Origin of the sequence: Elstera cyanobacteriorum (assembly GCF_002251735.1) — a bacterium.
Classification (GTDB): domain Bacteria; phylum Pseudomonadota; class Alphaproteobacteria; order Elsterales; family Elsteraceae; genus Elstera; species Elstera cyanobacteriorum.
In genome coordinates this window covers 375094-397952 of record NZ_NOXS01000032.1, presented here as the reverse complement: position 1 = coordinate 397952, position 22859 = coordinate 375094, and the positions used below count along the sequence as shown (strand labels likewise).

Sequence of the window (22859 nt, the reverse complement as noted above, 5' to 3'; positions counted from 1 at the left end):
GAAGCCTCGCCCCAGACTGGCTTAAGCGATTTTGGCGAGGGCTTGGCGCAAGTCGGCGATGATATCGTCCACCGTCTCGAGCCCAACCGACAGGCGCAACACATCCGGTCCGGCCCCAGCGGCGAGGCGTTGTTCGTCGGAAAGCTGGCGGTGCGTGGTGGAGGCGGGGTGGATAATCAGCGACCGAACATCGCCGATATTGGCGAGGTGGGAGATCAACTCCACGCCTTCCACGACCTTTACCCCGGCGTCATAGCCGCCCGTCACCCCGAAGGTGAAGACGGAGCCAGCGCCCTTCGGCAAATAGCGTTGGGCAAGGGCGTGATACTTGTTCCCCGGCAATCCGGCGTAATTGACCCAGGCGACGGCAGGATGGGCTGCTAGAAACTCGGCGACCTTTTGGGCGTTAGCACAGTGGCGTTCCATGCGTAGGGCCAGGGTTTCCATCCCAGTCATCGTCAGAAAGGCGTTCATCGGCGCCATGCTGGCGCCAAGATCGCGCAAGGAAATCGCGTGGCCATAGACGGTAAAGGCGAGATCGCCGAAGGTTTCATGAAAGCGCAGCCCGTGATAGGCGGGTTCGGGATCGGCGAGGCTGGGGAAGCGCCCCGGTACCGCCGACCAGTTAAACCGCCCGCTATCGACAATCGCCCCGCCCATCGCATTGCCGTGGCCCGATAGGAACTTTGTCGTCGAATGGCACACCAGCGTCGCGCCATACTCGATGGGACGGCAGAGATAGGGGGTGGCCATCGTGTTATCGACGATCAACGGCACGCCAAGATCGTCGGCAACCTGGGCCACGGCTTCGAGATCGGTGACGATCCCGCCCGGGTTGGCGAGGCTTTCGACGAAGAAGGCCTTGGTCTTGTCGGTAAAGGAGCGGCGGAAGTTGGCGGGGTCATCGGCATCGACGAAGATCGCCTGCCAGCCAAACTTTTTGAAGGTGCGCGAGAATTGCGTGACCGAGCCGCCATAGAGTTTATTGGAAACAACCACTTGATCGCCGGGGCTCATCAGCGGGAAGAGCGCCATCATTTGCGCGGCGTGGCCTGAGGCACAGCCGGTGGCGCCGCGTCCGCCCTCAAGGCTGGCGATCCGCTCTTCCAACGCCGCAACGGTCGGGTTGGTCAGGCGGCTGTAGATATAGCCATAGGTTTGCAGGTTGAAGAGCGAGGCCGCGTGCTCCGTGCTGTCGAACACATAGGCGGTGGTCTGATAGATCGGCGTCACCCGTGCGCCGGTGGTGGGGTCGGGGGCGCCGCCTGCATGGATGGCGCGGGTTTCGAAGCCGGGAAGTTGGCTCATGATTTTCGTCCTAGGTTTTGATTTTAGAGAGTTTTACGGCGGCTGGAGAGAATGCCGGTATTAACGCCGCCCCAGCCCAATTCGCCGAACAGCCGGGCATATTCGATCTTCGGGCAGCGGTTCATGACCACCTGAAGCCCGGCGTCTTCGGCGGTCGCGGCGGCCTCGGCGTGCTCGATACCAAGCTGCATCCACAGAACTTTCGCCCCGATGGCGATGGCGTCGGTGGCCACTTCCGGCGCGGCGTCGGCCTTGCGGAACATATCCACCATATCAACGGGAACGGGAATATCGGCCAGCGTCGCATAGATCGTCTCGCCCAGCAGCTCCTGGCCCGCCGCCCCCGGATTGACCGGAAGAACGCGGAAACCTTTGCCCTGAAGATATTTCATTACGAAATAGCTCGGGCGGTTCCAATTGGTCGAGGCGCCGACCATCGCGATGGTCTTCATCGAGGTTAGGATGGCGCGCAACCCGGCGTCGTCGGTCACGGGCATCGGATCAGGCTCCACACCAAACGGGGGCGCGTTTGGCGATAAACGCCTCGATCCCCTCCGCCGCGTCGCGGGTGGCGAGGTTTCGCGCCATGACGGCGGCAGTATAGGCATAGGCATCGGCGGTCGAAAGCTCGTCCTGGCGGTAGAAGGCTTCCTTGCCGATCTTCAACGTCAGCGGCGATTTGCTGGTCAGCTTGCCGGTCACTTCGGCAATAGCGTCATCCAGCCGATCCGGGGCGACGGCGCGGTTGATCAGCCCGTAGGCGAGGGCGGTTTCGGCGTCGATCGCCTCGCCCAGCATCAACATTTCCAGCGCCCGCTTGCGCGGCACCGTGCGGGACAGGGCAACCATCGGGGTGGAGCAGAACAGGCCGATATGAACGCCCGGCGTGGCGAACTTCGCCTCGGTCGAGGCAACGGCCAGATCGCAGGTGGCGACCAACTGGCACCCGGCGGCGGTTGCAATGCCGTGAACGCGGGCGATGACGGGCTGGGGCAGGGCTTGGACCGCCAGCATTAGGGCGGCACAATCTTCGAACAGTGCGGCATAGAAGGCCGGATCGGGATTAGCTTGGATCTCCTTGAGATCATGGCCCGAACAGAAACCCGGCCCGGCCCCGGCCAGCACAACCGCCTTTACGCTCGTATCCGTGGCCAGTCCGGCAAGCTCCGCGCGTAAGGCGGCGATCATGGCGCGCGACAGGGCATTGCGCTGCTGCGGCCGGTTCAGCGTCAGCCATGCGACCCCGTCGGAATCCTGGCGCAGGACGAAATCGTCGGTCATCCTTGGTGTCCCTCCCCGTTTATCGTTGGCCGTCAGTGTAAGGCGTGGGGCGGGTTTCAGAAGCGGTAAAATAATACCGCGCTTCGGAAGATTCTTTGAAACCCGCAGAAAATGAGGCGCTTCGGGGCTTGACGACGGGGGCGGCTTGGCGTAATTCAGCGCCTCACCTTAACCGGGGTGCCCATGTTGGGCAGTTCCGTCGCCGTAGCTATCAGGATCGTCTATGAAGACCTACTCCGCGAAGCCGAGCGAGATCGAGAAGAAGTGGTTCATCATCGACGCCGAAGGCGTCGTGCTCGGTCGTCTCGCTACTATCATCGCCAACCGCCTGCGCGGGAAGCATAAGACCACGTTCACGCCGCATATGGATTGCGGTGATCATATCATCGTCATCAACGCCGAAAAGGTGCATGTGACGGGCCGCAAGCGCGAGCAGAACAAGTTCTACTGGCACACCGGTCATCCGGGCGGGATCAAGGAACGCGGCTGGGGTCAGATTCTCGACGGTCGTTTCCCGGAACGCCTGATCGAAAAGGCTGTGGAACGTATGGTTCCGCGTGGGCCGCTGGGTCGCCAGCAGATGAGCAATCTGCGCGTCTACAAGGGTCCGAGCCATCCGCACGAAGCGCAGACGCCGGCAGTGCTGGATGTCGCCAGCTTCAATCCGAAGAATAAGCGGAGCGCGTAATCATGGCCCAGGGTTTTGAAGTTCTTCAGAAGGTTTCGGGCCAGGTTGCTGCGGCTGCTTCGGGCGAAGCGGCTGCCCCCGCCGAACCGAAGATCGATGCGCAGGGCCGTTCCTATGCGACCGGCAAGCGTAAAAATGCCATCGCCCGCGTGTGGGTGAAGCCGGGCACCGGTAAGCTGACCGTCAATGGTCGCGACGGGACCGTGTACTTCGCGCGTCCGGTGCTGCGCATGCTGATCAACCAGCCGTTCCAAGTGGCGGATCGCGTCGGCCAGTTCGACGTGTGGTGCACGGTGCGCGGCGGCGGTCTGTCCGGTCAGGCCGGTGCGGTGCGTCACGGTCTTAGCCGTGCGTTGACCTACTTCGAGCCGGCCCTGCGCGGCGTGCTGAAGTCGGGCGGTTTCCTCACCCGCGATAGCCGTGTGGTCGAGCGTAAGAAGTACGGTAAGGCCAAGGCCCGCCGCAGCTTCCAGTTCTCGAAGCGCTAAACCTTCTTCGAAAGTTTGTGCTAGAAACCAGGGGGCATCCGGCAACGGGTGCCCCCTTTTCGTTGCAGAAGGCCCGCAGCCCAGTGGCTTCCGGGTGGGAGTTCGAGAGATGTCGGAGATCAGGGTCGCCATTCTTGGGGCGAGCGGTTACACGGGGGCGGAGCTTATTCGCCTGCTGCACAACCACCCGAAGGTGCGCCTTGTCGCGCTGACGGCGGATCGCAGCGCGGGCAAGCCCGTTGGCAGCGTCTTCCCGCAACTCGCGCCCTTCGGCCTGCCGGATCTGGTGGCGATTGCCGATGTTGATTGGTCGGGTGTGGACTTCGTCTTCTGTGCCCTGCCGCACGGCACCACCCAAAGCGTCATCGCCGGGTTGCCGCAGCACCTGAAGATCGTCGATCTGTCGGCGGATTTCCGCTTGGATAATCTCGATACCTATGCCCAGTGGTACGGCCACGCCCATCAGGCGCCGGATTTGCAGACGGAGGCGATTTACGGTCTGACCGAAATTCACCGGGCGGCGGTGCAAAAGGCCCGGCTGGTCGCAAATCCCGGCTGTTTCCCCACCTCGGCGTTGCTGCCGCTGGTGCCGCTGGCCGAAGCCGGGCAGATTGATGCTGAAGATGTGATCATCGACTCGAAGACCGGCACCTCCGGGGCGGGGCGGTCGTTGAAGGAAGGGTCGCTTTACTGCGAAGTGACCGAGGGCGTGCATGCCTATGGCGTCGCCTCCCACCGCCATGCACCGGAAATCGAACAGGATCTGTCGCGCGCGGTGGGCCGGTCGGTGCTGGTCAATTTCACGCCGCACCTGATGCCGATGAGCCGGGGCATGGCCTCCAGCATCTACGTCAAACTCCGCCCAGGCGTGAGCGCGGACGATCTGAAGGCAACGCTAATCGCCCGCTATAAGGACGAGCCGTTTATTACGGTTCTGCCGGGCAAGGACGTGCCGCAGACGCGCCATGTGCGGGGTACCAACCGCTGCCATATCAATGTGATCGCCGACCGGCTGCCGGGCCGCGCCATCATTCTGTCGGTCATCGACAATCTGGTGAAAGGCGCCTCGGGCCAAGCCATCCAGAATATGAATGCCATGTATGGCTTGCCAGAAACCACGGGGCTCGATCTCGTGGCCGTCTTCCCATGACGCGCGGCGGCCCACTGCCTGGGCCGATCCTGATGCCGTGGAACGGCGTTTGGCCGACCATTCACGACAGCGCCTTCATCGCCCCTGGCGCGGTGATCATCGGCGATGTCGTAATCGGTGCCGAGACGAGCATCTGGTTCGGGGTGGTCATTCGCGGCGACGTTCATGAAATCCGCATCGGTGCACGGACCAATGTGCAGGATGGTACGATCATCCACGCCACGCAGTTCAAGGCTGGCACCTATATTGGCGACGCCGTAACCATTGGTCACGGCGCCGTCCTCCATGCCTGTACCTTAAAAGATCGCTGCTTCATCGGCATGGGGGCGGTGGTGCTGGATCAGGCCACCGTCGAAACCGATGCGATGGTGGCGGCGGGCGCGCTCATTGCTCCAGGTAAGACGGTCCCGACCGGTGAGCTATGGGCGGGCAATCCCGCCAAGATGCTGCGGCCGCTGAAACCCGCTGAAATTGAAAATATCGCAGGCTCCGCCGACCGTTATGTTGGGTTCGGCAATAGCTATCGCGCGCAAATGGGCGCGGGTCAGCCCTAGGCTTTGGGCGGGGCCGCGTCCCGCCCAATAATTCCAAAATGAAAATTGACGATACCCCTTATCTGCGCCCTAAAGGCTGCGGGGATAGAGTGTTTTTTACTAATTGATGATAGTGAAAAAAGAGAAGCTAAGTATTTATCCGATTGTTGTTGCGTTGCATCAAAACAGTTGATAAACTATCGCAGTCCTTCAGCAATTCTTTCTGTACGAGGTAAGAATGGTAGCATTGGTCCCGTTTGGCGGCCGAATCGTCATGTTGGGTTATGGTAGCGTCGGTCAGTCGGTGGTGCCGGTTTTAGAACGGCATTTCGATCTTCCGCTGTCGAATATCACGATCATCGAAGCCGATGATCATGCAGATAAATTCGCTCCTTTTGCTGCAAAAGGGATGAATTATGTTCGCCTCTCCCTAACCCCTGAAAATCTGACCGCCTCACTGGGCAGCTACTTGAAAGCCGGTGATCTCTGCATCAATCTGACCGCCGGGGTCGATGCCCTGTCGATCATCGATTGGTGCCATCACAATGGCGTTCTTTACGTCGATACCTCGCTGGAACCCTGGGCCGATCAATATGGCGAAGAGGGAATTCCGGCGGCCAAGCGCACCCATTACGAAAGCCACGAGCGGATGCGCGCGATGGCGGCCCCCTGGGGCGGCAAGGGGCCGACGGCGGTGATTACCCACGGTGCCAATCCCGGCATCGTCAATCACTTCGTTAAGGCGGCGACGCTCGACATCGCCCAAGCGATGAACCTCGATTTTTCGACGCCGAAAAGCCGCGAAGACTGGGCCGACCTGTTCATGCGGACCGGCACGAAGGTTATTCACGTTTCCGAACGCGACACTCAGCGCTCGTCGATCCCGAAGGAGCCGGATGAGTTCGTCAATACCTGGTCGGTGCTTGGGTATTGGGGCGAGGCGACCTATCCCGCCGAAATGGGCTGGGGCATGCATGAAAATATGCTGCCGCCGATGGGCCAGCATTTCACCCACGGGCCGGGCAATGCCATCTATATGCACAAGCCGGGCGGGTTGACGCTGGTACGTTCCTGGGTGCCGAAGGGCGGGCCGATCTTCGGCTTTGTGATTTCCCACTCGGAAAGCATCACCCTATCGCATTATTTCACGGCCTATGATCAGGACAACCGCCCGGTCCATCGCCCGACCGTGCATTACGCCTATCACCCCAGCGCCGACGCTATCGTATCTTTGCGCGAAGTGATGATGAAAGATTGGCAGCCGCCCGCCAAAGTCCGCATCATGCAGGATGATATCGTCGATGGGATCGACGAGTTGGGCGTGCTGCTGCTCGGCCACGGTAAAACCGCCTGGTGGTACGGCTCGCAACTGTCGATCCACGAGGCGCGTAAGATCATTCCGGGCCAGAACGCCACGGCGTTGCAGGTCTGCGCCGGGGTGATCTCGGCCTGCGTCTGGGCGGTCAAGAACCCGGATCGCGGCTTCTGCGAACCGGAATATCTGCCGCACGCGGAAATCCTGGAGATTGCCAAGCCCTACTTAGGGCCGGTGGCGAGCGTGCAGAGCGACTGGACGCCGCTGCGCGACCGGGCTGGGCTGAACTTCGAACCCTGGGTCGATCATCAAGACCCGTGGCAGTTCAACAACTTCCTGGTTCGGTAGTCTGTATAGAACAGGGGCTTTGCCCCTGCATCCCTGCTCAAGGGGCTGCGGCCCCTTGAGAATACAAAGTCATTTTATGCTCTTTTGGGAATTAATCGCGCATAATAGCCGCACATACTGGGCATTCGTCGTCAACTGCTTCCAAGATATTGTCGTGAATTGCTTTTGTTAAGTCAGAGCGCATGTACGCAGTGTCGTTTTGTTTAATTTTAATATTTGCGAGTGCGTAAGCGTGTCGCTCGGCCTCGTAATTGTGAGGGCGGATGACAATATCTGAATGGCAAGCGCACCGCTCAAGCGCGTTTGCCATGAATAGTGCTTCGTTTGCCAAATCATTGATGGTTTCGTAATATGTATTGATGTACATCCGGATTCCTTCGGTTTTTGTACTACCGGGTCGGATATCGTGATCAATTTTTGAAATTCAAGCCCCTCTTCGCATCAGCGAAATAGGCTCTCTGCGACCCGATCCACCGACAGATCCTCCAACCGCGCCTCCCGCAGCACGGTCACATCGCGCCCCACGGGGGCGGTGAGGGCTGGGTCGGAGGCATTGGAGAAAAGGGTTAGGCTGCGGCAGCCCGCCGTTACAATCAGATGCATCGGCCCGGTGTCATTGCCCACGGCAACCTCCGCCCGGCGGGCGATGGCGGCGATGCTGGCAACATCGGTTTGGCCGAGCAGCGAGCGGGCACCGGGGGCATTGGCTTCGATTTCCGCCAGCACGCGCGCTTCTGCCCCGGTGCCGATCAGCAGCGGCGTGATCCCGCGCTCGCTCAGGCGACGGGCCAGGGCGGCATAGCTTGGGGCAGGCCAGCGTTTTTCCGGGCGATGGGCGGAGCCACCGGGCACCAGCAGGGCAAAGCGGGGGGGCAGATCGAAGCGGGCAAGGTCGGTCGCGCACCAATCGAGATTGGGCGGCGGCACATCGAGAATCCCGGCGGCGCGCAATTGGCCTTTCTGCCGAACGACCGTATGAAGGTGGTTGCGGTTCGGATCGGCATCCGGGTGGGAGCAGCCGGGGGCGATGCCCGACCATTCCGGCGGGTTGGGCCGCATGAGCTGAAAATAGCGCGAGGATCGGCCAGAGGTTTGCAGATCATAGACCCGCCCGAAGCCGCCTGCCAGCAACTGCCGCCGCAACGCCAACCAGCCGAGGATATCGAGTGCGCCGGGGCGCGGGTCGATCCAAACGTCATCGAAATAGGGTGCCCGCCGCAACCATTCGGCATAGGGCTTCGTCGTCAGCAGCGTGATGCGCGCGCCCGGATGATGGGCGCGGATGGCGGCGAACGGCCCGGTGGCCAGCACGATATCGCCCAAAGCCCCGAGTTTGAGGACGAGAATCGCCGCCGAGCCCATCGCCTTAACTCTGCGCGACCGGGAACCGCTCCAGCAGTTCATTGTAGACCTGCAAGGTATCGGCGCACATGCGGTCTTTTGAGAAGTTGGCGCGGATATGCTCCTGCCCGCGCGCGCCCATCGCCGTGCGCACGGCGGTCGGCAGGGCCAGCGCCTCCGTCAGCGCGGCGGCCAGCGCCTCGGCGTCGCCCGGGGCGACCAGCCAGCCGCTTTCCCCGGCCAGTACGGTTTCGCGCGCGCCGCCGTGATCGGTGGCGATGACCGGGCGGCCCATGGCCTGGGCTTCGGCGACGACGCGGCCGAAGGCTTCCGGGTCGGTCGAGGCGGAAATCACGAGGTCGGCCAACATATAGGCCGCAGACATATCCTTGACTTGGCCCGCGAAGCGAATGATGCCGCCGAGGTCGCGCTCGCGGATCAGGGCTTCGATTTCGCTGCGATACTCCTCCCGCCCTTCGTCGCTGCCGATGAAAAGGCACTGGAAGTCGCGGCGCTCCATCCGGGCGATGGCTTCGACCAGCACGCGATGACCTTTCCAGCGCGTCACGCGCCCCGGCATCATCACGACGGGCAGCCCGTCTTCGATGCGCAGGCTTTGGGCGAGCGCGACCAGCCGGTCGGGGCGCATTCGGGCGGGATCGAAGAGCGCCAGATCAACGCCGCGCGGAATAGTACGGATGCGGTTGAGCGGGGTGTGATAGGTATGGTGAACGTGATCGGCTGTATATTGCGAGTTGGCGATCACCAACTCGCCCTTCTGCATAATCGCGTTATAGGCCCGCTTGAGCCGCGTCTTGAAGTTATAGATCCCGGCGAAGGTGGTCAGGAACGGGCGACCGGTGCGGCGGGCGGCCCAATAGGCGCTCCAGGCCGGGGCGCGGCTGCGGGCGTGGACGATATCGACGCCCTCCCGTTCGATGATCTCCGCCAGCCGGGCGGCATTGCGCCATAGGCGCCAAGGGTTCTTGGTATCGAGCGGCAGGGTAATATGCTTGGCGCCGCTGCGCTCCATCTCATGCACCATCGGTCCCCCGGCGGAGGCGACGAGCGCCCGGCAGCCGGCCTGCTGGGTCGCGACGGCGATATCGACGGCGGTGCGTTCCACCCCGCCGGTTTTCAGCGCCGGAAGAACCTGTAGAATAACCGCAGGTCGGCTAGCGGGTAGATCGGCGGAGGGAAACGGCGGCGTGCTCACCAAACAACATCCTTACGCGGGGGGCGGCTGGCGCGGGGATCCCGCGTCCCTGGACCGCCTTTTGACCGAGTTCCTGGAACGGCATCAGTCCTTACCCGATCCGGCGCCCCAGTATGAAATGAATTCGGTGCATGGACATCCCATCGCTTTCCGCCACCGGGCGGGGGCCGGGCCGCAAGTGCTGTTCATTGGCGGGTTTCGTTCGGCCATGAGCGGGATTAAGGCACGCTGGCTGGATTTTTTGGCGGCGCAGTGGGGCTTCGGCTTCACCCGCTTCGATCCGCTGGGGCATGGCGAAACCGGCGGCGACTTTCTGGCTGGGGATATTTCTGTCTGGCGCGACGATGCGCTGACCATGCTCGACCGGGTTGCCCAGGGGCAGGCGATCCTCATCGGCTCCTCAATGGGGGGCTGGTTGATGACCCTGCTGGCCCTGCGGCGACCGGAGCGGCTGGCGGGGCTGATCGGCATCGCGTCCGCCCCTGATTTCACCCAGCGGATCGAAGCAGCCCTGACGGCAGAGCGGCGGGCGGCTTTGGCGCGGGACGGGGTGTTCTTTCGCCCGTCGGCCTATGGGGCGCCGGACCCGATTTCGGCGCGACTTTTAGCCTCGGGCCGTGAGAATCTGGTCCTCGATCGCGCGCATTCGATCCATGTGCCCATCCGCCTGCTGCATGGAACGCAGGATGCCGATGTTCCATACGATTGCAGTCTGGCGTTAGCGCAGAAACTCACGAGTCCCGACCTACGACTCCTGCTTTTGGCGGGCGGTGACCATCGTTTGTCACATTCGCGCGATCTGGTCGCGCTTGCTCAGACTCTGGCTGAAGTGGGGGGCGATTCTGCTAAGAATCTCGCGACTCTATAGGGCGAAATTTCGGTCTCCTTAATCTTTGTTTAAGGGTTTGAGTCGGGTGACTCGTTTCCTGTCAAGACAATATAGCTTGTTGACTTGGGCGCAGGCTTACCCAATATCTTGTGTGTGACGGGGCGATGGCACATTGCATCCGTCCCTCTGGCCGAGCGCAGAAGGGTGCTGGACCAGGCTCAACGGCTTAATGCCAGCGATACCAAACGACAGAGTTGAAGAGGCCGGAATGATGGATGGTGATGTGCGGACGCATATGACGGCGGCTGTCCAAATCGACCGTTCGCGGGATGCGTTGCTGACCGATTTCGGGAAAGAGACGCTGCGCGATCGCTATCTGCTGCCGGGCGAAAGTTTTCAGGATCTCTTCGCCCGCGTCTCGACGGCCTATGCCGACGATGACGCCCATGCCCAGCGCTTGTATGATTACATGAGCCGCCTGTGGTTCATGCCCGCTACGCCAGTTCTATCGAACGGCGGCACCGGGCGCGGCCTGCCGATCTCCTGCTATCTGAATGCGGTGGACGATAGTCTTGAAGGCATCGTCGGCACGTGGAACGAAAACGTTTGGCTGTCGGCGCGCGGCGGCGGCATTGGCACCTATTGGGGCAATGTCCGCTCCATCGGCGAGCCGGTCGGCCTGAATGGCAAAACCAGCGGCATTATCCCCTTCATCCGCGTGATGGACAGTTTGACCCTGGCGATCAGCCAAGGGTCGCTGCGGCGCGGCTCGGCGGCGGTCTATCTCGACGTCAACCACCCGGAAATCGAAGAATTCATCGAGATTCGCAAGGCATCGGGCGACTTCAACCGCAAGGCGTTGAACCTGCACCACGGCGTGCTGCTGACCGATGAGTTTATGGAAGCGGTGCGGGACGGCAAGGAATATGCCCTGCGCAGCCCGAAGACCAAGGAAGTGGTGCGCATGGCCGATGCCCGTGCCATCTTCCAGAAGCTGGTCGAAACCCGCATTGCGACGGGCGAGCCGTATCTTGTGTTCATCGATACGGTGAACCGGACGCTGGCCGAACATCAGCGCACCCTGGGGCTGAAGGTCACCACCTCCAACCTCTGTTCCGAAATCACCCTGCACACCGGGCCGGATCATCTCGGCAAGATCCGCACTGCCGTTTGCTGCCTCTCCTCGGTCAATGTCGAGAAGTGGGACGAATGGAGCCAGGAGCCGCGCTTCGTTGAAGACCTGATGCGCTTCCTCGATAATGTGCTGCAAGACTTCATCGACCGGGCGCCGGACGAGATGGCCCGCGCCAAGTATAGCGCCGCGCGCGAACGCTCGGTCGGTCTTGGGGTGATGGGCTTCCACAGCTTCTTGCAGTTGAAGGGCATTCCGCTGGAAAGCGCCCTGGCAAAATCGTGGAACCTCAAGGTCTTCCGGCACTTGAAGGAACGGGCCGACGCGGCCTCCATGTACCTCGCCCAAGAACGCGGCGCCTGCCCGGATGCGGCGGAAGTCGGTGCGATGGAACGCTTCAGCCACAAGATGGCGATTGCCCCCACCGCGTCGATCTCCATCATCTGCGGCGGCACCTCGGCAGGGATCGAGCCGATCCCGGCGAATATCTACAATCACAAAACGCTGTCCGGCTCGTTTGCCGTGCGCAATCCCTATCTGGAAGCCTTGCTGATCCAGAAGGGCCGCAATAGCGAAAGCGTTTGGTCGTCGATCATCGAACACGAAGGCTCGGTCCAGCATCTCGATTTCCTATCGGCTGACGAGAAGATGATCTTCCGCACGGCTTTCGAAATCGATCAGCGCTGGCTGCTGGAATTCGCTGCCGACCGCACGCCCTATATCTGTCAGGCCACCTCGCTCAATATCTTCCTGCCGGGGGATATTGATAAGTGGGACTTGCTGATGCTGCACTATCGCGCCTGGGAACTGGGTATCAAGTCGCTCTATTATTGCCGTTCCAAGAGCGTGCAGCGCGCGGCCTGGGCCGGGGGTGTCGAGGCCGACAATACCTACGAGCGCCGTCAGGTGATCGCCGAGGTCAAGGATTACGACGAGTGCCTCGCCTGCCAATAGGCGGCGAGACGCACCCTTAATCCCCCTTTTTCTATGAAGAGAGGCCACCATGCCGCTTCTGTCCGCCAATAAAGCCTATAAGCCCTTCGAATATCCCTGGGCCTTCGAGTTCTGGAAGCGCCAGCAGCAGGTGCACTGGATGCCCGAAGAAGTGCCGCTGGGTGAAGATTGCCGCGATTGGGCGCGCAAGCTGACCGACCACGAGCGCAATCTGCTGACCCAGATTTTCCGCTTCTTCACGCAAGCCGACGTGGAAGTGCAGGATTGCTACCACGAGAAATACGGCCGGGTGTTTAAACCCACCGAAATCAAGATGATGCTGACGGCTTTCTCGAATATGGAAACCATCCATATCGCCGCCTATTCGCATCTCCTGGATACCATCGGCATGCCGGAAGCCGAGTACACCGCCTTCCTGCGCTATAAGGAAATGGCGGATAAGCACGATTACCTGCAACGGTTTGGCGTCGATACCGATGCAGATATCGCCCGCACGCTGGCGGTCTTCGGCGGCTTTACCGAAGGGCTTCAGCTTTTCGCCTCCTTCGCCATGCTGATGAACTTCCCGCGCTTCAATAAGATGAAGGGCATGGGGCAGATCGTTTCTTGGTCGGTGCGCGACGAGTCGCTGCACTGCGAAGGCATTATCAAGCTGTTCCATACGTTTGCGGCAGAAACCGGCTGCCTGACCGCGTCGGTGAAGGACGATATCGCCGACTGCTGCCAGACTGTGGTGCGGTTGGAAGATGCTTTCATCGACCTTGCCTTCGAAATGGGGCCGGTCGAAGGTATGACGCCGCGGGATGTGAAGCGCTATATCCGCTATATCGCCGACTGGCGCCTGCAACAGCTTGGCCTGAAGCCGATCTATCTGATCGACGAACACCCGCTGCCTTGGCTGCCCGCGCTGTTGAACGGCGTGGAGCATGCGAACTTCTTCGAAGCCCGCGCGACGGAATATTCTAAGGCCGCGACCCAAGGCGATTGGGAAAGCACCTGGACGATGTTCGACCAGCGCCGCAAGGCGCAGGTGCCGGGGAACTCGGATACGCCCGACCTCATCTCGGCGGCGGAGTAAGCAGGCAAACGGATTGAGAGAGAGGCTCCCTCTCTCTCAGTTTTCCGTCCTTAGCCGGTTTGCGTCTCGCGAGGGATCAACAAGTGTTAGACGCTCAATAATAGTACCTCGCCTTATTAATGCTCCAGGGGCTATAACGGAGTTTGCACCAACTCTAGAATTTTCACCAATCAATGCGCCAAATTTATTAACTTGTGTGTCTATGATTTTGCCGTCTATTTCGATCTGTATTGTGCTATCTTTTGGCGATTCGTTTCTATAATTTGCTATTATGCTTCCGGCCTCAAGATTTACATCTGCTCCCAGAATAGAATCACCAACAAAATTCAAATGTGCTATCCGGGCCTCTGGAAGCAATAGGCTCGATTTTATTTCTGATCCTGGCCCAATAATACATTTCTTTGACAGAAGAACACCACTTCTCAGATAAGAGCCTGCGGCTATTAAGCAGGCTTCATCAATAAATGTAAAATCTTTTATTGTAACGTTTCTTTCTATGACTGCTGTCTTGTGTATAATCGACTCATTTTCTATATAAAAATCTTCAATGCGCCCCTTTTCATTGAGATATTCTAATATTCTTTTAAAAAGAAATCCGATTTTTTGCGTAAAATCCCATGGAGGTGATTTTGCTAATTCTCTAACAAAAAAATCATCACTCATAGAAATATAGTCAGTGTAATCGAAATACATATGATTGTCCTCCGACGCTCCGTAACATGAAAAAGCGCGTAGGATATAATCCCTAACATATCCCGGCTTAACCAGGAGATGAGGCTTCTCTACCGCCCCGTCGTCGGGCTTGGCGCCTTATACACCCCGCCCTTGCTGCCGAAACGGCCGATATTCCCGAAGAGTTGCTCAAGGAAGCCCATCGAATGGCCGGTGGTCGGGGTGATTTCGGCGGTATGATCGATGAACTCAACCGTTTCGCCGCCACTCGCGGTCATTTTACTGACCAATCCGGCATCGTCGAAATGCACGGCCACAATCGTCTGTTCCCGCACGGCGGGCTTCATGAAGGCAACGGTTTCCTGCTTACGGCTGATATAATACCAGACCTTATCGTTGAACGTCCCCGCCGTGGTTGGCGAGCCGAGGATGCGCTGAACATCGGCGCGGCTGGAGCCGCCGATGACGATTTGGTCAACCGCATCCTGCGTCGGGAGATTGCCGCGATTATCGACAATCGGCGTGCAGGCAGGAAGAGCGCCGCCCAAAAGCAGAGCGAGGCCGAGGACGGCGGGGCGGGCGAGGGGGCGGAACTTCGTCATCATGGGAACGGTCGGTCTTCAACTCTCATCATCACAGCCGCAGGGCGGGCTTGACCCCGGCGGGGCGGGGCGCCACTTTCCCGCTGCGCCGTGATCGGCGGCGCGAGGCCCAGGGGCGGGACAGACACTCGCATTGCCCCCGAAGCCTGTCAATTGCAGCCTTGCGAGTTTGCGTGAAAGAGGCGCCGATGGTCTTTTCGCTTTCCTGGCCGTTCGGGGCCGCCGCCCAGGCCCGCCGCCAGGTTCGGGACCGGGCGGAAAGCCTGTACCGAAGCGCGGTGGATCAGGCCCGCCAGCCAAAGTTTTACCGCGACCTTGGGATTCTCGATACGCCGGAAGGCCGTTTCGAGATGGTAGCGCTGCACGTCTGGCTGCTGCTGCACCGGTTAAAGACAGTGCCGGAGGCGGCGGACCTTAGCCAAGCCCTGCACGATGTGATGATGCTGGATATGGACGTGTCGTTGCGCGAACTCGGCATCAGCGATGTGGTGATCGGCAAGCGGGTGAAGGCGGTCGCGAAGAATTTTTACGGGCGCCTTCAGGCCTATGATACCGGTCTTGCCGATCCGGCGGCCTTTGCCGTCGCCCTGCGCCGCAATGCCTATGGTCCGCGTGCCGAAGCCCCGACCGATGCTGCGGTAACGGCCCTGATCGGCTATTGTCAAACCCAGGTGGCGGCGCTGGCCGCCCAGGACGCCGCCGCCCTATTGGGTGGGCGCTGCGCGTTCGCCCCTATTCACGAGTAAAGCCATGCAGCCCGAATTCTCCCGCCCTCTCTCCGTTGACCGCATCGGCGCGATTGCCACTACCCAGAGCGTCGAGGCGACGCCGGAGGAGCGGGCGGCCCTGGCCAAACGTTTCGATCTGCAAGCGCTCGATCATCTGACCGCCAAGATCACCGTGCGGCGGGTGCGCGGCGGCCAATACGTCAGCGTGTCGGGCCATATCAGCGGTGCGGCGGTGCAGACCTGCGTCGTCAGCCTCGCGCCCGTGCCCGCGACGGTGGAGAGCGAGTTTGCGATCATCCTCGGCCCCATTGACGGCGCGCCGGAGCGCGGCGAGATCGATATCACCGAAGAAGACGATGATCTGGAACCCTGGCCGGAAGAGGGGATCGACCTGGGGGAGATCGCCGCACAATATTTCTCCCTAGCCCTTGATCCCTACCCACGCGCAGCAGGTGCGGAAGTGCCGGACGCATACCAGCCAAGCGAGTCGGAAGCGGAAGGGTATGATGATACCGCTAACGCCGAAACCAAGCCCAATCCCTTTGCTGCCCTGGCTGGATTGACCAAGAAAAGCTAAGATTCCGCGTCATTGTCTGACAGAATCGCTTGCGGGCGTTCCCGATATTGGCTACATAGGCCGTCGCTTTTCGGCGATGTCCGCTAACACGACGAGTTCAAGATTATGGCAGTTCCTAAGAAAAAGACCTCCAAGTCCCGCCGCAACATGCGTCGGTCGCACGACTTCATCGCGGCTCCGGCCTACAATGAATGCTCGAACTGCGGCGAACTGCATCGCCCGCATCACGTCTGCCCGGCGTGCGGCCATTACGATGGTCGTGAAGTGGTTGCCACGGCGGCTGCTTAAGCCGCTCGGCTTGTACGATCAGACTGATACGATAGGCACGCCGTGACCGCTCGGTTGACCATTGCCCTCGATGTGATGGGCGGCGACCGGGCCCCGGCGGTCGTGATCGACGGCGCGAACATCGCCCGCGAGCGTTTTCCGAACGTGGATTTTCTGATGGTGGGTGACGAGCAGCGGATTGCCCCGCTGCTCGCCCGCCTGCCGTTGCTTCAGAAAGTGTCCCAGATTCTCCATACCGATAAATCGGTATCGGCAGACGAAAAACCCTCGGTGGCGCTGCGCACCGGCCGGCAAAGCTCGATGCGCTTGGCGCTCGATGCGGTTGCTGATGGCCGGGCGGTTGCCGCGGTTTCGGCGGGCAATACGGGCGCGCTGATGGCGATGGCGAAACTATCGTTGCGTACAGTGCCGGGGATTGACCGGCCCGCGATTGCCTCCATTCTCCCTTCGCAGCGCGGTGAAACCGTGATGCTGGATTTGGGGGCGAATGTTGTCTGTGATGCCGAGAACCTCGTGCAATTTGCCATCATGGGCGACGCCTTTGCGCGCGCCGTGCTCGGCCTCGTCAATCCTTCTATCGGGCTGCTCAATATCGGCTCCGAAGAGATGAAGGGGCGGGAAGAGTTGCGGCAGGCTGCCGCGTTGCTGCGCGAGTCGCCGCTGGCGGCCCAGTTCAAGGGTTTCGTTGAAGGAAATAACCTTTCGTCCGGCACGGTCGATGTTGTGGTGACCGATGGGTTCACCGGCAATGTCGCCCTGAAAACGGCGGAAGGCACGGCGCAATTGATCGTCCATCTGCTGCGCGAAAGTTTCAAAAGCTCCATCTGGGCGCGGGTTGCTTATCTGCTGATGCGCCCGGCGCTGTCGCAGTTCCGCAATCGCGTCGATCCACGCCGGTACAATGGCGCGGTCTTCGTCGGCCTGAATGGGATCGCGGTCAAAAGCCACGGCGGGACCGACGGTCTTGGCTTCGCCAATGCTATCGGCGTCGCGGTCGATATGGCAATGCACGGGTTTCTCGATAAAATCCGGGGCCAGATCGCCGCGCTACAGGCGACGGCGGCTGAACCGGCTTCCGCTGTTAGCGTGGCACCATGAGTTTTTGGCGTTCCCGGATTATCGGCACCGGTTCCTACCTGCCGGCGCGCATCGTCACCAATGATGAATTGGCCCAGCGGGTCGATACGTCCGACGAATGGATCCAGCAGCGCAGCGGGATCCGACAGCGTCACGTGGCCGCCGAGGGGGAAACCACGGCGGATCTGGCCGAAGCCGCAGCGCGCCAAGCGCTGGAAGCGGCGGGGGTTGCCGCGTCCGAGCTTGATCTGATCATTCTGGCGACGACGACGCCGGACGATACTTTCCCCTCGACCGCCACCAAGGTGCAGGCGCGGTTGGGCATGGTGCGCGGCGCGGCGTTTGACGTGCAGGCGGTGTGCTCTGGCTTCGTCTATGCGCTGGCCGTGGCCGATAATTTCATAAAGGCCGGTCAGGCCAAGACCATTCTGGTGATCGGCGCCGAGACCTTTACCCGTATCCTTGATTGGGAAGATCGCACCACCTGCGTGCTCTTCGGGGATGGCGCCGGGGCCGTGGTACTGCGCGCCGAGGCGGGCACGGGCAGCGTTGACGATCACGGCATTCTCTCCACCCATCTGCATTCCGATGGGCGGGAACGCGATATTCTCTATGTTGATGGCGGGCCATCGAGCACCCGCACGGTCGGCCATGTCCGCATGCTGGGTAAGGAAGTCTTCCGTCACGCCGTAACCAATCTAGCGGCGGTTGTGACCGAAGCGCTGGAGGCCAACGGTCTGACCCCTGCCGCGATTGACTGGCTGGTTCCCCATCAGGCCAACCGCCGGATTCTCGATGCGACGGCCAAAAAGCTGGCGCTGCCGGTCGACCGCGTTGTCGTTACTCTCGACCGTCACGCCAATACCTCCGCCGCGTCGGTGCCGTTGGCGCTTGATGAAGCGGTGCGCGACGGGCGCATCAAGCCGGGCCATCTTATTCTGGTCGAAGCGATGGGCGGCGGGTTGACCTGGGGATCGGCGCTGATCCGTATGTAGCGCCTAGACTGCTGCGCGCCGTCCCGGCCCGCTCTGGGTAACGATCTGTTTGAACAATTTAAGACCGCGCTCGAGCTCCGCCAAGGGCGGCGGGCCGAGACAGACGCGCACCCCGGCCAAGGGGCTAGCCTCGGTCGGCAGGAAGGAGCGTGGCGGCAGCAGCAGCAGGCCGCGCGCTTGCGCGGCAAGGGCGATGCGGTCGGCCTCCGCCAGCGGGCAGGGCAGCCAGAGATGAAAGCCGCCGATACCGATCTGCGGCAGCCTATCGGCAAGAATCGCCCGGGCGAGCGCGCGCCGTTCGGTCGCTTCCTGCTTCAGCGTCGCCATTAGCGTATCGGCGGCGCCATCTTCCAGCCAGGTGACCAAGAGAAAGCTCGACAGCGGGGCGGCGGTGGTCGTGCTGGTCGCCAGAATGGCTTCCGCCGCCGCAACCAGGGCCGGTGGGGCCACCAGCCAGCCCATGCGCAGACCTGGGCTTACGATTTTCGAGAGGCCACCGACATAGAACACCCGCTCCGGCGCCCGCTGCACCATCGGTGGCAGGGCATCATCGGCCAAGGGCGCATAAACCTCGTCCTCGATGATCCAGGCGTCATAGCGGCGGCAGAGGGTGATCAGCGCTTCCCGGCGTTCCTCCGGTAGGCTGCGGGCGGTCGGATTATGCAGCGTCGGCATGAGATAAAGCGCGGCCTGCTGGCCCGCTGCCGCTAAGCGGTGTAGATGCCCGTCCAGCGCCGCGGGGTCCGGGCCATCGGCGTCGGTTGCCACCGGTACGAGCGGCACCCCATGACGGTGGCACAGGTCAATGATGCCGGGATAGGTCACCTCCTCAACCAAAAGGGCACGCCCCTGCTGTTGGGCAAGACCGATACACAGCGCCAGCGCCTGCTGGGCGCCGTTGGTCAGCAAGGTCGTCGCCCCCGTCGCGGGCACGCCGAACTGGCGCAGCCACCCGGCTTTCGCCGCCCGATGATCGGGCCGCCCCGCTGGGGGAACATAGGCGCCGAAACTGGCGGCATCGAGCCGCCGCGCCAGTTTGCGCAAGGAACTGGCGAGGAACTGGTCAGAAATCAGTTGCGGCGGCGCGTTGAGGCTAAGGTCGAGCGGCGGCGACAGGCTGGCGTCGGCGATCCGCACGAACATGCCGCGCCCCTGCTCGCTGGCGACCAACCCCCGCGCCTCCAGCGTCTGATAGGCCTTCGTAACGCTGCCGAGGCCGATGTTCAGCCGATAGGCAAGGTCACGGTGCGCGGGCAGGCGGGCGCCGCCGGGCAACAGACCGGCGTGAATATCTTCTTCCAGCGCAAAGGCCAGCCGGTCGGCGGGGCGGCCGTCGCGGTCGGCGAGGCGGGGGGACCAAGGGGAGGCGAGGCGCATCGCTTTTCCTAAAAAGTGTCACGGAACACTATAATGGTTTCCGCCAAAGTGTCACGTTTCTATGCTGAACCGTCTTCCGTTGAAAGGCGTGTTCCATGAGTATTGATCTTCTATTGGCGATTGCCGCCTATGCCTTTGTGACCACCATCACCCCCGGGCCGAACAACGCCATGTTGCTCGCGTCCGGCCTAACCTTCGGCTTCTGGCGCACGGGGCCGCATATTCTGGGCATCGCCATCGGCTTTGCCCTGATGGTTGCGGCGGTCGGGTTGGGGGCGGGGGAACTCTTTAAAGTGATCCCGCATTTGCACGAAATTTTGCGCGTCGTCGCAACGGTTTACCTGCTCTATCTCGCGTGGAAGATCGCAACGGCGACCCCGGTGGGGCTGTCGGATACGGCGACCGACCGGAAACCGTTCAGCTTCCTGCAAGCGGCGGCGTTTCAATGGGTAAACCCCAAGGCCTGGATCATGTCGATCGGCGCGGTCTCTACCTATACCGTGCCGGGGGCGTTTACGATCAGCGTGCTGGTGATCGCGCTGGCCTTCCTGTGTGTTGGGAGCCCGTGCATCGCCCTTTGGGCCGGGTTCGGCTCGGCGATGCGGCGGCTGATGAAGAACCCCCGCCGGGTGCGCCAGATCAATTGGGCGATGGCGGTCCTGCTCGCTGCCTCGGCGCTCTATCCGTTGCTTCAGACGGCAGCATAAGGTGTTTGCCTAAAATGCAAGCAAAATCCCTTAAAAGATTCTTAAGCGATCAAGTGCATAAACAGTTTTCTGAATCCAACGCTTCATCTAAAGTGTGATAAACCTGTGACACGGGGGCGGGAATATCGCATCGCCATACGATGGCGAGCTATGGCGGGTTCCAAGCCCTCTTGGACTCAGGCGAAGGTTCAGAAAGCCTATCCAATGCGTTGTTATCGAAACGCAATTGACGGATCGCCGTATGGGCGGTACGGTACGGGCTTATAGCAGGGGGGACTCGATGACCGAAGAGACAGTAACTCGCGCTCAGCTCAGCGAGGCGGTCTATCAGGAAGTTGGTTTGTCCCGGAACGAATCCGCCCAACTGGTGGAAACGGTCCTGCAAGAGATTGCCGACGCTTTGGCGGACGGTGAAATGGTTAAGATTTCTTCCTTCGGCAGTTTCTCGGTGCGGAAGAAGGGCGAACGCATTGGCCGCAACCCCAAAACAGGGGAAGAGGTGCCGATTATGCCCCGACAAGTTCTAGTCTTTCGGCCATCCCACGTTCTGAAGAACCGGATTAACGAAGGCATGCAGGCGCTTGAGAAGCGGGAGACGGGTGAATGAGCACCGCCGAAGTGACGGATCAGGGCGCGCGCCGCGTAACGAAATCGGCGAGCGCGTTCCGCACCATCAGCGAAGTGGCGTCCGATCTGGACGTTCCGCCGCATGTGCTGCGTTTTTGGGAAAGCAAGTTTCCGCAGATTAAGCCGCTGAAGCGCGGCGGCGGGCGCCGCTATTATCGCCCGGAAGATGTTGATTTGCTGCGCCGGATTCGCGAGCTTCTGTATCGCGACGGCTACACGATTAAGGGCGTTCAGAAGCTTCTGAAGACCCCTAACGCCAAGCTGACGGATGAAGACCGTCTGGCCCCCGGCCAAGCGCCGGAAATGCCGGGCGAGGATACCGATCTTGGCTTGGACGTCGTAGAAACCCCCGCAGCACCGCGCCTGCCGACCCTAGCGCTGTCGCGCGGGCCGATCCCAGCCCTGCCGATCGAAGCGCGGGCCGTGATTGAAGAAGCGATTGCGGAACTGGAAGCAGCCCACCGTGCGTTGGTGCGGGGTCTAGCACGCTAACCCTTCCGGCAAACAAATTGTGCAACGGGCGGTCTTACGGGCCGCCCGTTGTCGTTTAACCCTGATAAACCCTTGGCATGCCCATATAAGCCGATGCGCTGCCATCGCTTGCATGCCCGCGCCACCGCGTCTATAGTCCGCTCCTGCTGCGGCGCACGCCGGAGCAAACGGTCGGAGCGTAGCGCAGCCTGGTAGCGCATCAGACTGGGGGTCTGGGGGTCGCAGGTTCGAATCCTGTCGCTCCGACCATTTAATTTTCCCCCACATTTCCTTCATGAAAACGGTCGCTGTCGGCCAGCCAAGGTTCCGGCTGCAGGGTTTGCACGATCACGCCGATCAGGGTGATGGCGGCGGGGCTGCGTATCTCCGGTAGCCCGTCGAGGCCAAGCGGTGCAAGGGCAGGGGGTTCCGTCAGAACCAGCGGCTGTGCAAGCTCATCGACCAGCGCGCGTGACCAGAGCAGGCCTTGCCCATCGGGACTGGCGCCATATTCCCACGCCCCCAACGCCCAACCCGTCGCGCTGTCGTGCTGAAGAACCAGAACCCGGTCGCCTGGTTCCGGGGAGCGCCCGAGGGCGGGGTAGGGGGCGGCAATCAGCAGCGTGCCGCGCGGATAGAGACGGTCGAGGCCCGCCCCCGTTTGGGTAACGGCAAAGCGGGGCAGGGTGGAATGCAATGCCGGCAGCATCAAACGCTCTCCGCCCGGCAGCCACGGCAGACCGGAGGGATACCAGCGCCGGGCATCAGATTCCCCGATCACCGGCACCGCCCGCCGCGTCGGCTGTAGGGCGGCGAGGGAAGGGGGCACCCCGGGGGCTAGCGCTATCCCTGGTGCTATCCCGAGAAACGCGAGCAGTTTGGCCCTGGTCTCACCATTCGGCGTATGGCCCGCCCGTAGGCGCTTGATCGCCTGTTCACTCACCCCCGCTGCCCGGCACAGGGCGCGCTCGGACAAGCCCAGGGCCTCTTGGCGCTGTTGCAGCAGGGCAAGCAGGTCGGTCATCGCGGTCATGACGCAGGATAACTCAATTCAACGCACTGCGTCACGCCGAGATG

Annotated in this window: 25 protein-coding genes and 1 tRNA gene; 17 read left to right on the top strand and 9 right to left on the bottom strand. The window is 61.4% G+C overall.

Annotated features, from left to right (window positions below; translation table 11 throughout):
- Window positions 1–21: 21 nt before the first annotated feature.
- The 3 genes from CHR90_RS11095 to CHR90_RS11085 are packed head-to-tail and all read right to left on the bottom strand — an operon-like array spanning window position 22 to window position 2589.
- Entirely contained in the window at window positions 22–1308 is a 1287-nt protein-coding gene (locus CHR90_RS11095; protein ID WP_094409057.1) for an O-acetylhomoserine aminocarboxypropyltransferase, read from the bottom strand.
- A 23-nt stretch (window positions 1309–1331) separates the two neighbouring features.
- Entirely contained in the window at window positions 1332–1805 is a 474-nt protein-coding gene (locus CHR90_RS11090; RefSeq protein WP_094409056.1) for a CoA-binding protein, read from the bottom strand.
- A gap of 4 nt (window positions 1806–1809) precedes the next feature.
- A complete protein-coding gene (locus CHR90_RS11085) occupies window positions 1810–2589 on the bottom strand; it encodes an enoyl-CoA hydratase (RefSeq protein ID WP_094409055.1) in 780 nt (259 codons plus the stop codon).
- A 223-nt stretch (window positions 2590–2812) separates the two neighbouring features.
- On the opposite strand from CHR90_RS11085, the gene rplM reads away from it, so the two are divergent.
- The 5 genes from rplM (at window position 2813) to CHR90_RS11060 (ending at window position 7111) form a co-directional block, all read left to right on the top strand.
- Complete coding sequence (rplM, locus tag CHR90_RS11080; RefSeq protein ID WP_094409054.1) at window positions 2813–3277, top strand: 50S ribosomal protein L13; 465 nt, start codon at window positions 2813–2815, stop codon at window positions 3275–3277.
- Window positions 3278–3279: 2 nt separating this feature from the next.
- Complete coding sequence (gene rpsI / locus CHR90_RS11075; protein ID WP_094409053.1) at window positions 3280–3765, top strand: 30S ribosomal protein S9; 486 nt, start codon at window positions 3280–3282, stop codon at window positions 3763–3765.
- A 109-nt stretch (window positions 3766–3874) separates the two neighbouring features.
- Window positions 3875–4915: an N-acetyl-gamma-glutamyl-phosphate reductase gene (gene argC, locus CHR90_RS11070; RefSeq protein WP_094409052.1), complete on the top strand. Its 1041-nt coding sequence runs from the start codon at window positions 3875–3877 to the stop codon at window positions 4913–4915.
- Window positions 4912–5469 carry a gamma carbonic anhydrase family protein gene (locus tag CHR90_RS11065; RefSeq protein WP_094409051.1) on the top strand — a complete coding sequence of 186 codons (558 nt, stop codon included), beginning with the start codon at window positions 4912–4914 and terminating at the stop codon, window positions 5467–5469. The genes argC and CHR90_RS11065 overlap by 4 nt, the downstream gene beginning before the upstream one ends.
- Window positions 5470–5686: 217 nt before the next feature.
- Window positions 5687–7111, top strand: a complete 1425-nt coding sequence (locus tag CHR90_RS11060) for a saccharopine dehydrogenase NADP-binding domain-containing protein (RefSeq protein WP_094409050.1) — start codon at window positions 5687–5689, stop codon at window positions 7109–7111.
- Window positions 7112–7552: 441 nt separating this feature from the next.
- Here CHR90_RS11060 and CHR90_RS11050 read toward each other — a convergent pair whose 3' ends face one another.
- Together CHR90_RS11050 and CHR90_RS11045 are read right to left on the bottom strand one after the other, a co-directional pair.
- Window positions 7553–8473: a glycosyltransferase family 9 protein gene (locus CHR90_RS11050; protein WP_094409048.1), complete on the bottom strand. Its 921-nt coding sequence runs from the start codon at window positions 8471–8473 to the stop codon at window positions 7553–7555.
- Between the two features lie 4 nt (window positions 8474–8477).
- Window positions 8478–9668 (bottom strand): glycosyltransferase family 4 protein, encoded by a 1191-nt coding sequence (locus CHR90_RS11045; protein ID WP_094409047.1) that lies wholly within the window; start codon window positions 9666–9668, stop codon window positions 8478–8480.
- On the opposite strand from CHR90_RS11045, the gene CHR90_RS11040 reads away from it, so the two are divergent.
- The 3 genes from CHR90_RS11040 to CHR90_RS11030 all read left to right on the top strand — a co-directional run bounded on the left by CHR90_RS11040 (window position 9661) and on the right by CHR90_RS11030 (window position 13661).
- Entirely contained in the window at window positions 9661–10536 is an 876-nt protein-coding gene (locus tag CHR90_RS11040; RefSeq protein ID WP_229671442.1) for an alpha/beta fold hydrolase, read from the top strand. The two genes, CHR90_RS11045 and CHR90_RS11040, sit on opposite strands and share 8 nt — an antisense overlap.
- Window positions 10537–10765: 229 nt before the next feature.
- Window positions 10766–12583 (top strand): ribonucleoside-diphosphate reductase subunit alpha, encoded by a 1818-nt coding sequence (locus CHR90_RS11035; RefSeq protein ID WP_229671443.1) that lies wholly within the window; start codon window positions 10766–10768, stop codon window positions 12581–12583.
- A 49-nt stretch (window positions 12584–12632) separates the two neighbouring features.
- A complete protein-coding gene (locus CHR90_RS11030; protein WP_094409044.1) occupies window positions 12633–13661 on the top strand; it encodes a ribonucleotide-diphosphate reductase subunit beta in 1029 nt (342 codons plus the stop codon).
- Window positions 13662–13697: 36 nt separating this feature from the next.
- On the opposite strand, the gene CHR90_RS11025 is transcribed toward CHR90_RS11030, so the two are convergent.
- Together CHR90_RS11025 and CHR90_RS11020 are read right to left on the bottom strand one after the other, a co-directional pair.
- Window positions 13698–14354 carry an LbetaH domain-containing protein gene (locus CHR90_RS11025; protein WP_094409043.1) on the bottom strand — a complete coding sequence of 219 codons (657 nt, stop codon included), beginning with the start codon at window positions 14352–14354 and terminating at the stop codon, window positions 13698–13700.
- 89 nt (window positions 14355–14443) lie between these two features.
- On the bottom strand, window positions 14444–14938 hold the full coding sequence (locus tag CHR90_RS11020; RefSeq protein WP_229671444.1) for an outer membrane protein assembly factor BamE: 495 nt from the start codon (window positions 14936–14938) through the stop codon (window positions 14444–14446).
- A 185-nt stretch (window positions 14939–15123) separates the two neighbouring features.
- Between CHR90_RS11020 and CHR90_RS11015 the strand changes: the two genes are divergently transcribed.
- The 5 genes from CHR90_RS11015 to CHR90_RS10995 all read left to right on the top strand — a co-directional run bounded on the left by CHR90_RS11015 (window position 15124) and on the right by CHR90_RS10995 (window position 18600).
- Window positions 15124–15681: a ubiquinol-cytochrome C chaperone family protein gene (locus CHR90_RS11015; protein WP_094409042.1), complete on the top strand. Its 558-nt coding sequence runs from the start codon at window positions 15124–15126 to the stop codon at window positions 15679–15681.
- A 4-nt stretch (window positions 15682–15685) separates the two neighbouring features.
- The gene (locus CHR90_RS11010; protein ID WP_094409041.1) at window positions 15686–16240 is read left to right on the top strand and encodes a YceD family protein; all 555 of its coding nucleotides are present in this window, start codon (window positions 15686–15688) and stop codon (window positions 16238–16240) included.
- Between the two features lie 105 nt (window positions 16241–16345).
- Entirely contained in the window at window positions 16346–16528 is a 183-nt protein-coding gene (rpmF, locus tag CHR90_RS11005) for a 50S ribosomal protein L32 (RefSeq protein ID WP_094409040.1), read from the top strand.
- A gap of 42 nt (window positions 16529–16570) precedes the next feature.
- On the top strand, window positions 16571–17626 hold the full coding sequence (gene plsX / locus CHR90_RS11000; protein ID WP_094409039.1) for a phosphate acyltransferase PlsX: 1056 nt from the start codon (window positions 16571–16573) through the stop codon (window positions 17624–17626).
- On the top strand, window positions 17623–18600 hold the full coding sequence (locus tag CHR90_RS10995) for a beta-ketoacyl-ACP synthase III (RefSeq protein WP_094409038.1): 978 nt from the start codon (window positions 17623–17625) through the stop codon (window positions 18598–18600). Before plsX ends, CHR90_RS10995 begins: the two co-directional genes overlap by 4 nt.
- Window positions 18601–18603: 3 nt before the next feature.
- On the opposite strand, the gene CHR90_RS10990 is transcribed toward CHR90_RS10995, so the two are convergent.
- Entirely contained in the window at window positions 18604–19977 is a 1374-nt protein-coding gene (locus CHR90_RS10990) for an aminotransferase-like domain-containing protein (protein ID WP_094409037.1), read from the bottom strand.
- A 95-nt stretch (window positions 19978–20072) separates the two neighbouring features.
- Here CHR90_RS10990 and CHR90_RS10985 point away from each other — a divergent pair, with 95 nt between their 5' ends.
- The 4 genes from CHR90_RS10985 (at window position 20073) to CHR90_RS10970 (ending at window position 22052) form a co-directional block, all read left to right on the top strand.
- A complete protein-coding gene (locus CHR90_RS10985; protein WP_094409036.1) occupies window positions 20073–20684 on the top strand; it encodes a LysE family translocator in 612 nt (203 codons plus the stop codon).
- Window positions 20685–20964: 280 nt separating this feature from the next.
- A complete protein-coding gene (locus CHR90_RS10980) occupies window positions 20965–21291 on the top strand; it encodes an integration host factor subunit alpha (protein WP_094409035.1) in 327 nt (108 codons plus the stop codon).
- Window positions 21288–21803: a MerR family transcriptional regulator gene (locus CHR90_RS10975; protein ID WP_094409034.1), complete on the top strand. Its 516-nt coding sequence runs from the start codon at window positions 21288–21290 to the stop codon at window positions 21801–21803. The genes CHR90_RS10980 and CHR90_RS10975 overlap by 4 nt, the downstream gene beginning before the upstream one ends.
- 172 nt (window positions 21804–21975) lie before the next feature.
- Window positions 21976–22052, top strand: a tRNA-Pro gene (locus CHR90_RS10970).
- Window position 22053: 1 nt separating this feature from the next.
- Here the strand turns inward: CHR90_RS10970 and CHR90_RS10965 are convergent.
- Complete coding sequence (locus CHR90_RS10965) at window positions 22054–22815, bottom strand: helix-turn-helix domain-containing protein (RefSeq protein ID WP_094409033.1); 762 nt, start codon at window positions 22813–22815, stop codon at window positions 22054–22056.
- Window positions 22816–22859 lie beyond the last annotated feature (44 nt).

Bases quoted from the DNA above. Each gene is read 5' to 3' on its own strand.
- CHR90_RS11095 (WP_094409057.1), bottom strand. From the start codon at position 1,308: ATGAGCCAACTTCCCGGCTTCGAAACCCGCGCCATCCATGCAGGCGGC.
- CHR90_RS11090 (WP_094409056.1), bottom strand. From the start codon at position 1,805: ATGCCCGTGACCGACGACGCCGGGTTGCGCGCCATCCTAACCTCGATG.
- CHR90_RS11085 (WP_094409055.1), bottom strand. From the start codon at position 2,589: ATGACCGACGATTTCGTCCTGCGCCAGGATTCCGACGGGGTCGCATGG.
- rplM (WP_094409054.1), top strand. From the start codon at position 2,813: ATGAAGACCTACTCCGCGAAGCCGAGCGAGATCGAGAAGAAGTGGTTC.
- rpsI (WP_094409053.1), top strand. From the start codon at position 3,280: ATGGCCCAGGGTTTTGAAGTTCTTCAGAAGGTTTCGGGCCAGGTTGCT.
- argC (WP_094409052.1), top strand. From the start codon at position 3,875: ATGTCGGAGATCAGGGTCGCCATTCTTGGGGCGAGCGGTTACACGGGG.
- CHR90_RS11065 (WP_094409051.1), top strand. From the start codon at position 4,912: ATGACGCGCGGCGGCCCACTGCCTGGGCCGATCCTGATGCCGTGGAAC.
- CHR90_RS11060 (WP_094409050.1), top strand. From the start codon at position 5,687: ATGGTAGCATTGGTCCCGTTTGGCGGCCGAATCGTCATGTTGGGTTAT.
- CHR90_RS11050 (WP_094409048.1), bottom strand. From the start codon at position 8,473: ATGGGCTCGGCGGCGATTCTCGTCCTCAAACTCGGGGCTTTGGGCGAT.
- CHR90_RS11035 (WP_229671443.1), top strand. From the start codon at position 10,766: ATGATGGATGGTGATGTGCGGACGCATATGACGGCGGCTGTCCAAATC.
- CHR90_RS11030 (WP_094409044.1), top strand. From the start codon at position 12,633: ATGCCGCTTCTGTCCGCCAATAAAGCCTATAAGCCCTTCGAATATCCC.
- CHR90_RS11025 (WP_094409043.1), bottom strand. From the start codon at position 14,354: ATGTATTTCGATTACACTGACTATATTTCTATGAGTGATGATTTTTTT.
- CHR90_RS11020 (WP_229671444.1), bottom strand. From the start codon at position 14,938: ATGATGACGAAGTTCCGCCCCCTCGCCCGCCCCGCCGTCCTCGGCCTC.
- CHR90_RS11015 (WP_094409042.1), top strand. From the start codon at position 15,124: ATGGTCTTTTCGCTTTCCTGGCCGTTCGGGGCCGCCGCCCAGGCCCGC.
- CHR90_RS11010 (WP_094409041.1), top strand. From the start codon at position 15,686: ATGCAGCCCGAATTCTCCCGCCCTCTCTCCGTTGACCGCATCGGCGCG.
- rpmF (WP_094409040.1), top strand. From the start codon at position 16,346: ATGGCAGTTCCTAAGAAAAAGACCTCCAAGTCCCGCCGCAACATGCGT.
- CHR90_RS10995 (WP_094409038.1), top strand. From the start codon at position 17,623: ATGAGTTTTTGGCGTTCCCGGATTATCGGCACCGGTTCCTACCTGCCG.
- CHR90_RS10990 (WP_094409037.1), bottom strand. From the start codon at position 19,977: ATGCGCCTCGCCTCCCCTTGGTCCCCCCGCCTCGCCGACCGCGACGGC.
- CHR90_RS10985 (WP_094409036.1), top strand. From the start codon at position 20,073: ATGAGTATTGATCTTCTATTGGCGATTGCCGCCTATGCCTTTGTGACC.
- CHR90_RS10980 (WP_094409035.1), top strand. From the start codon at position 20,965: ATGACCGAAGAGACAGTAACTCGCGCTCAGCTCAGCGAGGCGGTCTAT.
- CHR90_RS10975 (WP_094409034.1), top strand. From the start codon at position 21,288: ATGAGCACCGCCGAAGTGACGGATCAGGGCGCGCGCCGCGTAACGAAA.
- CHR90_RS10965 (WP_094409033.1), bottom strand. From the start codon at position 22,815: ATGACCGCGATGACCGACCTGCTTGCCCTGCTGCAACAGCGCCAAGAG.